Annotated in this window: 13 protein-coding genes and 2 pseudogenes; 13 read left to right on the top strand and 2 right to left on the bottom strand. The window is 45.1% G+C overall.

The features are described 5' to 3' along the window. Window positions 1-13: 13 nt before the first annotated feature. The 13 genes and pseudogenes from AB4486_RS18925 (at window position 14) to AB4486_RS18865 (ending at window position 12,559) form a co-directional block, all read left to right on the top strand. Entirely contained in the window at window positions 14-976 is a 963-nt protein-coding gene (locus AB4486_RS18925; protein WP_017060006.1) for a DUF58 domain-containing protein, read from the top strand. Beyond that, entirely contained in the window at window positions 977-1,519 is a 543-nt protein-coding gene (locus AB4486_RS18920; protein WP_065584635.1) for a DUF4381 domain-containing protein, read from the top strand. It abuts the gene before it with no gap. Beyond that, window positions 1,512-2,591 carry a VWA domain-containing protein gene (locus AB4486_RS18915; RefSeq protein ID WP_372118155.1) on the top strand — a complete coding sequence of 360 codons (1,080 nt, stop codon included), beginning with the start codon at window positions 1,512-1,514 and terminating at the stop codon, window positions 2,589-2,591. The genes AB4486_RS18920 and AB4486_RS18915 overlap by 8 nt, the downstream gene beginning before the upstream one ends. Beyond that, window positions 2,584-4,290, top strand: coding sequence for a VWA domain-containing protein (locus AB4486_RS18910; RefSeq protein WP_372118153.1), 1,707 nt, complete (start codon window positions 2,584-2,586; stop codon window positions 4,288-4,290). The genes AB4486_RS18915 and AB4486_RS18910 overlap by 8 nt, the downstream gene beginning before the upstream one ends. After that, window positions 4,287-5,669 (top strand): BatD family protein, encoded by a 1,383-nt coding sequence (locus AB4486_RS18905; protein ID WP_372118151.1) that lies wholly within the window; start codon window positions 4,287-4,289, stop codon window positions 5,667-5,669. The genes AB4486_RS18910 and AB4486_RS18905 overlap by 4 nt, the downstream gene beginning before the upstream one ends. A 78-nt stretch (window positions 5,670-5,747) precedes the next feature. Beyond that, window positions 5,748-6,653: a LysR family transcriptional regulator gene (locus tag AB4486_RS18900; protein ID WP_017059228.1), complete on the top strand. Its 906-nt coding sequence runs from the start codon at window positions 5,748-5,750 to the stop codon at window positions 6,651-6,653. 19 nt (window positions 6,654-6,672) lie between these two features. After that, window positions 6,673-7,413: a lipid kinase YegS gene (yegS, locus tag AB4486_RS18895; RefSeq protein WP_108111935.1), complete on the top strand. Its 741-nt coding sequence runs from the start codon at window positions 6,673-6,675 to the stop codon at window positions 7,411-7,413. Next, window positions 7,314-8,273: pseudogene (tnpC, locus tag AB4486_RS18890) on the top strand (IS66 family transposase); the annotation flags it as partial. The gene yegS and the pseudogene tnpC, both read left to right, overlap by 100 nt. A gap of 377 nt (window positions 8,274-8,650) precedes the next feature. Further along, entirely contained in the window at window positions 8,651-8,935 is a 285-nt protein-coding gene (locus tag AB4486_RS18885) for a hypothetical protein (protein ID WP_017062010.1), read from the top strand. Window positions 8,936-8,979: 44 nt separating this feature from the next. Continuing rightward, a pseudogene (locus AB4486_RS18880) lies at window positions 8,980-9,102 on the top strand (carboxylesterase family protein); the annotation flags it as partial. After that, a complete protein-coding gene (locus tag AB4486_RS18875; RefSeq protein WP_136974460.1) occupies window positions 9,062-9,697 on the top strand; it encodes a hypothetical protein in 636 nt (211 codons plus the stop codon). The pseudogene AB4486_RS18880 and the gene AB4486_RS18875, both read left to right, overlap by 41 nt. A gap of 109 nt (window positions 9,698-9,806) precedes the next feature. Next, complete coding sequence (locus AB4486_RS18870; protein ID WP_017062008.1) at window positions 9,807-11,483, top strand: amidohydrolase family protein; 1,677 nt, start codon at window positions 9,807-9,809, stop codon at window positions 11,481-11,483. A gap of 92 nt (window positions 11,484-11,575) precedes the next feature. After that, the gene (locus AB4486_RS18865) at window positions 11,576-12,559 is read left to right on the top strand and encodes a GTP-binding protein (RefSeq protein ID WP_065584640.1); all 984 of its coding nucleotides are present in this window, start codon (window positions 11,576-11,578) and stop codon (window positions 12,557-12,559) included. A 312-nt stretch (window positions 12,560-12,871) separates the two neighbouring features. Here AB4486_RS18865 and AB4486_RS18860 read toward each other — a convergent pair whose 3' ends face one another. Both AB4486_RS18860 and AB4486_RS18855 read right to left on the bottom strand, forming a co-directional pair. Beyond that, on the bottom strand, window positions 12,872-14,047 hold the full coding sequence (locus AB4486_RS18860; protein ID WP_372118148.1) for a threonine/serine exporter family protein: 1,176 nt from the start codon (window positions 14,045-14,047) through the stop codon (window positions 12,872-12,874). A gap of 582 nt (window positions 14,048-14,629) precedes the next feature. Continuing rightward, window positions 14,630-14,806, bottom strand: a 177-nt coding sequence (locus AB4486_RS18855) for a transposase (RefSeq protein WP_347232009.1), incomplete at its 5' end; no start/stop codon positions are given.

Genomic DNA, 14,806 nt, shown 5'->3' with positions numbered 1-14,806 from the left:
CTAGGGGGGCGTCATGGCGAAGCCAACACAAGCTCCCAAATCGCAAGGCCTTGATCCACGACTGTATTGTGATTATTCAAGGTTAGTGCGAATTCAGGCTCAAGCTGAGTCGTTTTCACTGTTACCTCATTTAAAAGCGGGCAGCGTACTTTCAGGCAGACATAACTCTTTGTTCCGTGGTCGTGGTTTGAACTTCGAAGAATTACGTCATTACCAATTGGGTGATGATATCCGTAATCTCGATTGGAAAGTTACGATGCGAACGGGTAAGCCTCATGTTCGTAGCTATACCGAAGAGAAAGACCGTAATGTGATGATCTGTGTCGATCAGCGCAGTTCGATGTTCTTTGCGTCTCAAAACACCATGAAATCTGTTGTGGCTGCCGAAGTGGCGGCATTGTGTGGATGGCGAGTGCTGAAAGATGGTGATCGAGTTGGTTTCGTTTTGGCGTCGCACCAAAAGCTCTTTCATACCAAAGCGCAGCGTTCTCAATCGGACTTATTGGCTCAGTTAAAACATCTTACCAAGGCTAATCAAAGCTTAGGTGTCAGTGTGAGCGATAGCGAAGGTGTTGGATTTAGCCAGTGGATTGAACTGATAAAACGAATGAGATTAAAGCAATCGACCTTAATCTTTATTAGTGATTGGCGAGATTGCCAAGAGCAACATCTTGACCGACTAAAGCAACTGCAACAACACAACGACATCTTAGCCATTATGGTCACCGATCCATTAGAACAATCATTGCCTCAAGATCTGGCAAGCGCAAACTGGGTGGTGGGTGATGGTCGCTTTCAACTTAATCTGGATAGCCAATCTAAGGTTAACCTCGCAAGTGAAAGCCTTGCCCAAAAAGCGGCACTTCAGAAACTGTCCCTTGCTAAATTGATGGCGATGAAAAACCTCCCTTATATAGAATTAGACACGTCGGGCAATCACATATCACAGCTGCAGAAACTAGTGGGAGGGCGCTAAATGGCTGTTGAACATACGCCTCCAAGTACTTATATCCTTCGCGACCTACATGATGTCGCCATTCCTGACAGTGTGAGCTGGGCTCCTCAAACGATCGGCTGGAAGATCCTTGGCGTTATTCTGTTATTGGTCGCTATCTATCTGGCTTATCGCTTGGCGTTAAGGTGGTGGAATAACCGTTATCGCAAAGAAGCGCTTCAAGAACTCATGGTACTGGATGCAAGAGACAAGAACTCAACCGAACGAACCTTTAAAGTCCTCAAAGTGGTGCTTCGTTACCTAGACAGCAGTAATGCCAAGTTGTTTGGCCAAGCTTATGTGAACCGTTTGAACGCTTATTTGCCTGTTAGCGCCAACACGAGTGAAAACAGCAATGCGTTCTTTGCCGATGAAGTTTCGGAATTATGGATGCAAAGCCTAATTGACTCTAATGTGCGTTTGAGCTTTGAACAGCGTTTAGAGGTGATTCAAACCGCGATGATGTGGCTAAAACTTCACAAGCCGAATGTACAGGTAACGGTTGAGGGGCAAGACAATGTTTGATGTTTTATCTGCCAGTTTTGAATTTGCGCATCCGCTGTGGTTTATTGCGCTGCCTTTACCGTTGTTGGTTTACTTTGCGGTGCCAGCTTATCGAACTAAGCAAATGGCGATTAAGGTGCCATTTTTTCGAGAATTGGTAGAAGCGATTGGTGAAGCGCCGTCAGAAGGTGCAAGCCAGTTAACTCCAAGCTGGTGGCAACGAACCACGCTCATTATTACTTGGGTATTGGTCGTGTGTGCGTTAGCGAAACCAACCATTCTTGGTGAGCCACAGGTTCGCGAACAATTAGGTCGTGATGTGATGGTGGTGGTCGATTTGTCTGGTTCAATGGCGGAGCAAGATTTCACCTCTAAGCAAGGCGATAAAATCTCTCGTTTAGATGCGACCAAAGAGGTGTTAGCCGATTTTGCGAAAACCAGAAAAGGGGACCGACTCGGTTTGATCTTGTTTGGTGATGCAGCGTTTGTACAAACGCCATTTACCGCGGACCAAGATGTATGGCTTGAACTGCTTAATCAAACCGATGTCGCGATGGCAGGGCAAAGTACGCACTTGGGCGATGCAATTGGCTTGGCGATCAAGGTGTTTGAACAGAGTGAAAAGCAAAGTGCTGCTGTTCAAGATTCAAACGTCGACACCAACGAAAAAGAGAAAGTCGTGATCGTATTAACAGACGGTAATGATACAGGAAGTTTTGTTGAGCCTATCGATGCCGCAAAAGTCGCCAAGGCTAAAGGCGTTCGAATTCACGTTATTGCGATGGGCGCTCCGCAAACCGTTGGAGAGGTTGCTCTGGATATGGAAACCATCAAGCGTGTCGCTCAAGAGTCAGGTGGCGAAGCCTTTGAAGCACTTAACCGCGACGAACTGACCAAAGCCTATGCTCAGATTGGTGAGCTTGAACCTCAGTTATATGAAAGTACCACTTATCGCCCTAAACAGGGGCTGCACCACTATTTGATGGCGATTGTTGTAGTGATGTATTTGACCGCATTCAGCTTAGCAACGATACGCCGAAGATCGCTGCTCGCTTCTTCTGTTAAGAATTTGAAAGGAGAGAGTGATGCCTGATTCTCTCACGATACAACAGTTTTTTACCCAGTTTCATTTTATCCGACCATTGTGGTTGTTGGCCTTTATTCCAATGTTTTTCCTGTTATGGGTTCGTTGGAGAGAAGAGACCAAACCAACGTGGAAAGACATTATACCTGCACATTTACGTGATGCATTGACGATTGGCGAAACAGGCTGGCGCAAGCAACTGCCGTTGAAGCTATTGGTGGTAATTGTGACTATCGCCATCATTATCTGTTCTGGCCCAACATGGCAACGTGAAGCATCGCCTTTTGGTGAAGACAAAGCGTCGATGTTGGTTGTGCTTGATAATAGTGAATCTATGCTTGCTAAAGATTTGCCTCCAAGTCGCTTGGAACGATCTAAGCAGAAAATTAGAGACTTATTGGCAGCTCGCAAAGGCGGTAATACGGGCTTAGTGGTTTATGCAGGCAGCGCACACGTGGCGATGCCCGTCACACAAGACAGCAAGGTGTTTGAACCGTTTCTAGCGGCTATCACACCCGATATCATGCCTGTTTCAGGTAAGTCAGCAGAGGAAGCACTGCCACTGATTAATCAGCAACTGTCTGGTGAGTTAGGCTCTTCTGTACTGTTGGTATCAGATGGTGTAAACCCAAGCACCATTAGGGCGTACGAGAGTTTCTTTAACGACAATCCGTATCAGTTGCTCATTCTCGCCGCAGGAAACAGTAATGTGGTGAGCGATAACCCTGTCGACCTAGATTCACTGCGTAACTTAGCGAGTAAGACGGGTGGACGAGTGATTGAAGTGACCGTTGATGATTCGGATATCCAACAACTGAACAGAGCGGTTGAAAGAAACATGCAGCTCAACGGCGAATCTTCAATGCCTTGGAAAGACATGGGCTATGGACTGCTTATTCCAATGGCTTTCATTATGTTGCTATGGTTCAGAAAAGGGTGGTTGGTGCAGTGGTGTGTCGTTGGTTTGATGATCACAAGCAGCATGTATTCACCAGACACTTTGGCGAAAACAGTCAACTTAACCGCTGAGAAACCAGTTGTGGTGGAGTCGGTTACTACTTGGGACAAAACAGCTCAATGGTGGTGGGACTTATGGTTAACGCCCGATCAGCAAGGTCAACGCCTGTTGAATCAGAAAGAATATCTTCAAGCTGCCAAACATTTTACTGACCCAATGCGAAAGGGCGCGGCTTATTACTATGCTCGTGATTTTAAGCTCGCTCACAGTGCGTTTTTGCAAACCAAAACTGACCTTGGTTTGTACAATGCAGCGAGTGCGTTAGCTAGGCAGCGTGAATACCTTGCCGCACGAGACCTCTTGAAATCATTAAGTGAGAAAGAGGATCTGTCACCAGAACTAAGAACGGATGTGGAGAACAATCTTGCTGTGCTTAGTGGAATTGTCGAAGAGGTAAACCGAACCAGTGAAAGCCAGTCTGGAACCACAGATGGCCCTGAAGAATCTTTAGAACTCGAAGACGATCAGCCGCGAACGGGTGATGGCGCTGAAGAAGAAACGGTAGCGGAATTGATGCTTAAGGAAACACTTAACGCGAATGAGATTTTGGGCAGCCAAGAGCTTGCCGACAAGTGGTTAAAGCGAGTAGAAGCCGATCCTAAGTTCTTCTTGAAATCCAAATTCCAAATTCAGTTAAGAGATCCTGCGCCTTCCATCGAACAAGCGTCAAAACAGGAGCAAACGCAATGAGTCGATATGATTTAGCTCTTGAAGCGATTCAATCAAAGAGAGTGCGATTCAGATCCCATAAGTGGCTACTGTCGATGATTCTTATATTGAGTTGGTTTTTTCCTTTTGTTGCTTCTGCTACAGATATCTTCGACCTCCAAAAAAGTGGTGACGTTGAGCTTATCGCTTGGGTAGGGGAAAAGCCAAAGTCAGGCGATAAGATAACGCCGACTAAAGTGAGCGTAAATGAGCAGGTCATTCTGAACATTGAGGTGGCGACACCGCGCTGGTTAACGGGCGGCACTCGAATCGGCAGTATCGAAATCCCTAACGTTATCGCTAAGCAGCGTAACCAACTCGCGACGAACTACACAGAAAGAGTCGGTGGTACTACATGGTCACGTCAGCGTTGGGAAGTGACGCTTTATCCGATGACTTCCGGTGAGTTTGTTATTCCAACCGTACCGGTTCGTATCCAAGTTTCTGCTCCTGATGGTTCAAACGTGGGCGGTACGCTTTACACGCAGCCGATTAAGTTTGAAGCTTCGTTGCCTTCAGGTTTACTCGATAATGAAACGCCTTGGTTTTCTGCGACAGAAGTAGATATAGAGCAGCAATGGCAACGCTCAAGTGAAGAGCTAAAAGTTGGCGATGCTATTACTCGAACTATCACGATTAAGGCAAAAGACAGCTTTTCTGTGTTGCTGCCAGATGTGCTAACCAATAAGTCCACTAAGCAGTTCCAAGCTTACCCACAGCCCAATCGTTTGGATGACACTCAAGAACGTGGTGATTATCGCTCAAGCCGAGTTGAACAGACTGTATATGTGATTCAGCAGGGTGGTGAGTTTACGCTGCCAGAGTTTTCATTTCAGTGGTGGGACAGCAAAAATCAACGCCTTGAAAACGTGGTGATAAAAGGCGAAGTGTTTGAAGCCAAACACACAGTCCAATCTTTCATCAAGGCCTACATGTCGGTGTTTATTAGTGTTGGTTTGGTGTTGTTAGTCTGCATTGCGTTGATTGTTTCGGTTAAGCGTTACTACGCAAACCGCCCAACACCGAGTTGGCTGGTACTACGTCGTTTAGTTAAGCAAGGTAATTGGGCTGCATTAAGAACCTTTATCTACCGTCAATTGCGAAACCAAACCTCTCAGTTAGAACTGAATAAAGTGCAACTGGATAAAGCGCAACATGGTAAATCAAATGGACAAAAGCGTTGGCTAGAAGATAGCGAAGCCCTTCAACAAGGATGTGAAGATAAAAACGTATTCACTCGTTTATGGAAAGGGTTACGTAACTTGCCCAGTGACACATCAAACTCAAGCAATTCTCGTTCAATTGCCGCTCGCTTGAAAATCCCTAAAGCCTTGCCAAACTTAAAAGATAGAACTAAGTAGCAAACTTTAGTTATTCGCATCGAACATAATCGGCAGGTTCTCTACTATGGGGAACCTGCTTCTTTAATATGGAACTGTATGAAAAGTACCGAACTAAATCTAATTCCTATATTTGTTGCTATCTATGAAGAGCAGAACTTATCTAGAGCTGCTAATCGCATGGATATAAGCCAACCAGCAGTGAGTAAAGCACTTGCAAGGTTGAGAGATATCTATGATGAGCCACTGTTTCATCGCACCACATCAGGCGTAGAGCCAACCACATTCGCTATTGATATCTATCCTGCAATGGCCGCTGCACTTAAAAACTTTACTTCTACCTTATCCGCATCAAGAGACTTCGATCCTAAAACCTCAGGCCGCGTGTTTTCCATTGCCTGCGTCTCGGCGGCGAGCTACGAAATGATGCCAAAAGTCATGCGGTTAATCAGCCAAGTCGCACCAGGTATCGCGTTAGAGGTTCATCCTCTGTTTACCGAAGACTATGAGTCTGATTTAAGGCTGCAAAGACACGACGTGATTGTTGATATGACGCCTAAAGGAAGAACCATGCTTAAGCACGAGGTGATTTCTACAGAAGAGCTGGTGGTGGTGTGTAGTAGTGATCATCCTACGGTTGGCGATACCATCGATATGGAACAGTTCTTAGCACTCGAGCATGTGGTGGTCTCTAGGTGGCATGCGCGCAAAAGCTTATTAAGCTCTGAGCACTATAGTGACCTTGAGAAACGTAGAATCGTGTATCGCGCAGCGGGCGTTGTAGAGATGCTTCCTGTTATCGAAGGCTCTGAGTACATCGGAGTAATGCCTATTTCATCAGTGCATTGTTTTGCTGAAAAGTACGCGGTAAAAACACTGCCATTGCCCTTCGAGTTGGAAGACCTCGATATGTGTATGATTTGGCATCCAAGCCGTACTAATGAACCAAGCCATAAGTGGTTACGAGCTAAGATCAAAGCGGCAGCAAAAGAGTTATCAAGTTAGCCTATACAAGGACATAGCCATGGACAGCATTCGCGTGATTTTAAACGGAAAGAAAGCCAATATCCCGGAATTAAGGCAAGCCATCTTTGCGGCGAGGGACAATGATATTGACCTGCAAGTTAGAGTGACTTGGGAATCGTCGGACATGTTTCGTTTGGTAAGCGAGGCAATATGCGATGGTGTTAAGCGTCTGATTGTTGTCGGTGGCGATGGAACGGTGAATGAAGCCGTTAACGCGCTCAACCAGTTCCGTGCCAGTGAAAGACCACAACTGGCGCTTATCCCAATGGGCACTGCGAATGATTTTGCTACCGCAACGGGAATACCTAACGATATTTCGGGTGCTTTTGAACTAGCGCTGGAAGGCAAGGCGTTTGCGGTGGATAGCGCGCGTGCGAATGACCGCTATTTTATGAATGTCGCTGCGGCGGGTTTTGGTGCTGAAGTCACAGCTGAAACGCCAGTCGAGCTTAAAGATTTTCTCGGTGGCGGTGCGTATACACTAACAGGTGTGGTGAAAGCACTTGGCTTTAAGCCCTACAGTGGCACGTTGCCCATAGACAAAGGCAGCTTTACCGGCGAGATCCTTGTTGGTGCTTTTTGTAATGGTCGCTTAGCGGGTGGAGGACAAGAGTTAGCACCCAATGCATTGATTGATGATCGCTGTTTACCCAGTCGGGTATCGAGCTATCACGCGCCACCATGGCAAGGTGGGTTATCCAAGTCAGTGAGAAGTTCGCCCCGCTGTATGTGGCCTTGAAGGAGAACCTACTTCAACAAGTGGTGGTTCAGGCGGATGAAACGCCGCTCAATGTGCTCAAAGAAGAGAAGCAGTGTTATATGTGGCTTTACTGCTCAGGCGCTGACTCGCCCGAAGCGGCACTGCCGAATGTGAAAAAATCGCCTTGTACGACTATCAAAACAGTCGCGCGAGGGTGTGCCCCGTGGACTTTTTAGGTGACTACAACGGTTATCTACAAACCGATGGCTACACGGCTTATCATGGTCTGCATCACGTCACTAATGTGGGGTGCTTAACGCAAGTTCATGGACGCGAAGAAGCTTCAAGGGGAAGGTAAATCGGGCAAGGCTGATAAAGTGCTGGCTAAACCCCAAAAGCTCTACGGGATAGAATCAAGCTTAAAAGGTGCGCCTGCTGAAGAACGCAAAGCAGAGCGTTAAGCGTATGCCAAGCCGATACTGGATGAGCTTTACCAATGGATGACAACCCAGAAGGTGATAGGCTCTAGCCCACCAGGCAAAGCAATAAAGTACTAGCTCGGGCAATGGCCTAAACTCATTCGTTATATCGACGATGGTCACTTATCTATCGATAATAATCGCGCTGAACGCGCAATTAAACCGCTGGTTATTGGCAGGAAAAATTGGCTATTCTCCAACACACCAAACGGTGCTGAGGCGAGCGCGATGCTTTACAGCATCATCGAGACCGCGAAAGCCAACGGTCTTATCCTCTTAGACTACATGGTCAAGTGCATGAAAGAGCTAGCAAAAGCAGAGCCTGATATCGACGCACTTCTACCTTGGACCTCTTCGGGTCAAGTCAAAACCGACCTCAACAATATTGGCTTTGGCCTCGAAACTTACGTTTGGTGCTAGCTATGCCATCAGACTCTAATAACATATTTGGGTTCTTTGATGAGTTTGAAGCTTCAGAAGGAGAGTCACAGCAACCCCCTATAGAGCTGTTTCAAGAACCCGTTGAAATTTTATCAACCCTAGATAGTCAGCCAAAGAAGGTACAACAAGAAGTCTTTGTGATAAATAAAAAGCGACATCCACTCACGGTAGTGAATATATGTAGGATCACGTCCTGCATAAGCGATTTATTCAAATTTAAAGAGTGAATTAATATCGCACCATAAAGAAAAAATACTTCAAATACTCCAGAAATGAGCATGGCTGAGCATAGGGATTCTCAGGTTTGATGATACCAATATCAGGTCAGATGGCCGAACACATTTATGGGTACAACCATGAATTTAACGCATCGCTCACTCATGGTTATCGCTATCACTGTTGCTCTTTCTGCGTGGGGTAGTGATGAAACCAGCTCACGTCCTATTAAGCCAGAACCGCTTCAGACATTACCAACAGAGCAGGTTTCAGTATCCATCGGGGACGCGACTCTTTTCGCAAATAGAGAGTCTGTTGTGATCAATACCTTAGCAGGTGACGAGCAACGCGTATCCATTGAAGCGTTTAAAGGAATCACTTACGCCGATCAACAACGTTTTCAGCACAGTCACTCCGTCAATTAGAACACAATGCTGATAGCGCTATAGATGCGACACAATTTGGCGCCGTGTGCCCACAGCTTAAAATAACCCAGCAAGAGCAATCTGAAGATTGCTTGAATCTTAATATTTGGCGTCCTTCGGAGATCAATGGTTCAGAGTCATTACCCGTGTATGTCTTTATTCATGGTGGGGACTTTGAATATGGCGCAGGTTCTGATACCGACATTAACGGTGATACCGTCGTGGCTAAAAGATACCATTCGATATACGGGTGGCGTTGGCGCTGGAAAGGCGAACCTCGATATTTTCAAAGAGTTCAGTATAGGTGCGTCGTACAACAAAACGATTCAATTCGGCACAAAAAACTCGGGAGTCGCTGCGCTTCAGCAGCTCCAGTTTCGAGTGGCAAACACACCATTGATGCTGGGTGTGAAACATATTATTGGCCAGAGCTCGGTAGAGTTTGAGACCAGTAATGAAGATGTGAATAACGCTATCAATGGCGTTATTCAATATTTTATGGGCGAAAGCTCGGTGACCTCTGGGCTGGGTGTTGTCGCGGAATACGATAATGCGATTGATAATCGTTGGACCGTTTCTGCGTTTTATGGCCTGGGTAAAGCGACAGTAGAGGGCAGTCTGTCAGACGATGAAAGTGTCGATGCGTATGGTGCTGGATTTCGCTATCAGATAGCTTGCCGATATGGGTTACACATGGGGGTAGACCTCGCTTTTAGTGACGTTGACAGCGCGTTTTATATAACGGTTGGCAGTGGATTCTAATGATGGAAAGGTGGGTGTTAGTCAATCGATTGATTTTTCTACATGCAGCATAGTTTTCATAGCAATCATGAACTAGTATTTTTTTACAACAAACATAACAGGTATCAATATGAAAAATTACGACCCAAATGAATTGGACGCTACGCAAGTATTACTTGATGGTGTCGATACAGATAAACGTTCGACTTTGACTAAGTTAGCGGTTGGGGCTGCGGCACTGCCTTTTGCCTCTGTTTTACATGCAGCCCCTGAAAAACTGGTTGGCCAAAACATCAAACTGATGCCTAACGAGAAAGGGCCATTTGATATCGTTATCGAAAATGGCCGTGTTGTTGATCCTGAAACTGGACTCGACGCAATTCGTCACGTCGGTATTAAAGGTAAGCGTATTGCTGCAATCTCAGACAAAAAGCTGCAAGGCAAAACAATCATCGATGCTGAAGGTCTCGTGGTTGCACCTGGCTTTATCGATATGCACGCTCACGGACAACAACTTCCTGCTGCCCGTGCTCAAGCATTCGATGGCGTAACCACCGCTCTTGAGATGGAATCTGGTCTATTCCCAATCGGAACGTACTACGATATTACTGCTGCTGAAGGTCGCCCGATTAATTACGGCGCTTCTGTAGCATGGACTTACGCTCGTATTCAAGCAAAAGAACCTACGATGCCTGCTCCTGATGGTACGATTGTTTGGTTCCAGAAAGCTTTTTCTAAAAACAATTGGCAAAATACCCTAGCAACCCCAGATGAATTAAAACAAATTCTGGGCTCGGTTGAGCAAGGTCTTAAAGAGGGGGGCTTAGGCATTGGTATTAACGCGGGTTACGCACCAGGTTATGGCCACAAAGAGTACTATGATCTTGCTAAACTAGCAAAACGCTATGAAGTACCAACCTACACTCACGTTCGTTACCTAAACAGCGCAGAGCCACAATCAAGCTTTGAAGCATACCAAGAACTCATTAGCCTGTCGGCGACAACGGGTGCACACATGCACATTTGTCACCTCAACAGCACGTCAGTACAAGATATCGAAGATTGTGCCGATTTAGTTCAATCCGCCATTGATCAAGGTTTAGCCGTTACTACTGAAGCTTATCCTTATGGTGCTGGCTCTTCCGTTATTGGCGCAGAAGTTTTCCGTGGTGACGATTGGTTACAACGTTGGGGTGTACCAAGCGCTAGCTACATGGAAGCGAATGGTAAAGCACTAAACCAAGAAAAAGTCACTGAACTACAAGCATCAGCGCCCGGTACCGTGGTTGTCATGCACTTCTTAAAACCCGATGAGAACAAAGAAGATCGCGCTAAAATGGACCGTTCAGTATTGTTCCCAGGTGCAGCTATCGCTTCAGATGCAATGCCTTGGATGGATGATAAAGGCGTATTAATTGAAGGTGATGTATGGCCACTTCCAAGCAACGCAATAGCTCACCCTCGCTCACTTGCTTGTTTCTCTCGTTTTATTGAAAAATATGTCGAGGAATACAAAGCGGTAACACTAGTAGAAGCGATGGAAAGAACTAGCTTAAACGCATGTCGTATTCTTGAGGATGCTGTGCCACAAATGGCAAATAAAGGTCGTATTCAAGTAGGTAAAGATGCTGATTTAGCTATTTTCAAACTTGATGAAGTAAAAGCCGTTGCAACATTTGATAAACCAAATGCCCTTTCTACAGGCATGAAATACGTACTTGTAAACGGGACACCTATCATTGAAGCTGGTGAAATGTTGTTAGATTCAAACCCAGGTGAAGCGGTTCGCAACAAAGTTACTGGCTAAGTTATCCTGACTTAAAAGGTTGGGCATTAGCTCAACCTTTTTTATTGCTTACCGAGTAAATATAGACAACGAAAATCGAAAGAGAGCATGCTATGAGCAAGAAGCCTATTCCAGTAACAATTTTAGCCGGATTTTTAGGAGCAGGGAAAACGACCCTACTAAACCATATATTAACCAATGCAAATGGAATGCGCATGGCTGTGATCGTCAATGATTTTGGATCAATCAATGTTGATGCGGAGTTAGTTAAATCTGAAAGTGAAAATATGATCAGCCTAGAGAATGGCTGTATCTGTTGTAACCTTGCAGAAGGACTAGTCGTTTCGGTAATGCGTTTACTCGCATTAGAGGAACGCCCAGACCATATTATTGTTGAAACTTCAGGTATCGCAGAACCCAAAGAAGTGGCACTTCAATTTGAAGATCCGGAACTGCAAGCACACGCACCTTTAAATGCAATCGTGACGACGATCGATGCGGAAAACATTTTAGGGCTAGAAGGCCCAATGGAGACGTTGTCGAAGCAGCAAATTCAAGTGGCTGACATTGTTCTGGTTAATAAAGTTGACCTAGTCGATGCTGATAAACTAGAGCAAGTCAAAGCATGGTGCCGAGTACAAGCTCCGTTTGCTAAATTGATTGATATTTCATTCGGCGAAGTGGATTTACCTATCTTATTTGATGCCCCTGAAAGTACGCGCTTTGTCACTAACAAAATAGCGGCTGATCAAAAGGAATGCCAGCACCATGATTGTCATGATGAGCACTGTCATCACGTGAACCATGATTTCGAAACATTCAGCTTTGAAACTGATCAACCACTTAATCTACAAAGTTTGTATCCTCTACTGCAACAGTTTTCAATTGATGCTTATCGCATGAAAGGTATTTTAAATTTAACCGATCGTCCTGATCATCGCTGTGTATTTCAGTGCACGGGCCAGCGAGCCAATGTGACGGTTGGAGATGCATGGGAAGATGATGAATCTCGTTCGTCACGGTTAGTCTTCATTGGACCTAAAGGTGGCCTTGATAAAGAGAGTATGCGTAAAAAACTGAACGCACTGGTGGCGTAGTTAGAACGGAAATGGAGTAGATGGCAAGCCTATCAACCTAGCGCTTGCCTACACCTAGCTTACCTCTGCCTAGTTTGCATTGACTCATCCTAAGCATCCTTATCTTATTGAATTATTGGCTACTTTCGATTCTATTCGGTTTTTCCAAATCCATATTGCTCATTCCCCTCGTCATCTGAAACAAAATAGTCTTATCGATTTTCGAGACTCTGTTCATCAGTACCTTCTCAGAATCGGTTAACGTCAAAAAGCAGATAAAGACTCAATCGTGGGTTATTGGGGCGTGTTGATCAGCGATTGTTAGCTCGATGGTTAGTCCTCAATGATGGAATCAAAATGACGACTAAATATAGAATAAACCATGATTTGTCCCGCCATAATCGCGCCAAACATCAGCAAGGCGGACAGACCAATATTCGGAATGGGTAAAATGGAGGTCGCAAAGAAGGACTCACTTGCTCCGACAATGATTCGACTACCGGGGACAAGAATGATGATCCCTTGAATAATGTATATGAGTGGTGGAACGTGACGCAATTTTCCCATCCCCAACCCGTAAAGCGTAATGAGTATTGTGCTTACCCATGTACCTACAACCCAATCGGAAGTAAACCAATGTGGCCCCCACATGCCAATTGCCGCGACAGGAAGGCCTAAGAGAATTTCTGTCATACTTGCGTTGAAAATAAGGCCAATAGCGACAGAAATCCCGATCAGTGCGGTGACATGAAGAACGAATGGGATTTCATCAATAAATACCGCTACCGATAATGGTTGATTGATTATGTTGGCTAAGCCTAACCCCATAACAATGCCGATGAATATTTTCATTACTATGAGTGCGCTTTGTGCAAGCAGTTCGATACCTGACCGAAAGTCATTGAGAGCAAGACTGGCTAAGCCGTTGGTGACGGTTAACCCAGGAATAAAAAGGACAATGGAAGAAATGCACAGTGCCAATGTTGGTAAGCCGGGAACCTGTGCCGCTATCATACCGGTTAAAAAACTGGCTACTAAGGCGACAAAGAACTCGACAAGAATGCTTCTTGGCCCAGTCAGGAAAATTTGTGCTAGCCAGGCTATAGCGCCCAGAATAATGGATAAACCGACCGCCAGATAAGTACTGCCAACTAACATTAAATAACATGGCGGAAGCAATAAATTGGCAAAGCACAAGGTACGATTCGAGTAGGTTTCTGAACCTTCGTAATGGGAATGAGTCGAAAACCCTTTAAGCGTTGCGACTAAATCACGTAAGTTAACCGAGGGTGGTTTTTTGTTTTCCATCACGACTTTTTGCGTGGGTTGCTCAAAAATAGTGATGACTTTTGTCGGGGTCACATCAATAGAGACATCAATGTTCTGGCGTTTTGCATAAGCTTGAGTGTATTGAGCTACCGAGTAAGGCGCACAACCAGATTGATGTAATCGGTCCGAAAAGCTCAAAATTTCTTGCTGGCATTGTTCGATATGATTTGTTTGTTTCATTCTGTTTGTTTCTCAATCACCAAGGCGATATATGTTTGAGGGGCATTCTAATTCAATAGTATCCTCATTCAAGCGTAACCAATAGTCGTGTATAGAGGACGGGCCCCTACAAACGAACAAGGCAATGGTTAAAAAGATAGGATTCATTGAATGAGAGGTTATCAGTTTATCGTTGAGGTAAATCAGTCATTGTTGAAGCTGCAACCTCAAAAATAGATCCGCTCACGCAGCTATTTGAAGGCGTAAAACTCCAAATCCATGAGGTGATTGATTTAACTCTGAGGCTTTTAGAAAAGCTCGGTAATGAGTAAAGGAAACTAATATTTAGGAAATGGAAGCCTAAATAAGATTGATGATGAGCGTTAGAATCACAACTAGAATGGAACCGACATAAGCAATTTCAATAATGTTTGAATCAATCCAGTTGCAGTATGCTTGAATTGCTAAACTCAGTTTGTTTTTCATAATGGCCTTTGGAAAATTAACCGAAATCTACTGTAAATAATAGCTTATTATGAGTGAGCTTTGATGACGGTTTCAAAGGTTCCTTAGCGCTAACAGTGTGATTGCGGCGCTCACGTATTAACAATATCGTCCCGTGGGTTCATGGGGCGGATACAGTCGATAAGGTTTAAGAGCAGAAAGTTGGGCTAAAAAAGAGCCGCTTATTTGTGGTTCATCGCGGCTTTCCAAGAAGTAGTCGGTATCTCGATACCCATACCCCATTCGCTTGATTAGTTTTATCTTGTTGTTTATCCC

Origin of the sequence: Vibrio sp. 10N.222.55.C6 (assembly GCF_041473395.1) — a bacterium.
In the GTDB taxonomy this organism is placed as follows: Bacteria; Pseudomonadota; Gammaproteobacteria; order Enterobacterales; family Vibrionaceae; genus Vibrio; species Vibrio crassostreae_C.
Note: the sequence above shows the minus strand (reverse complement) of the source record. Positions and strands in the feature narration are given on the sequence as shown.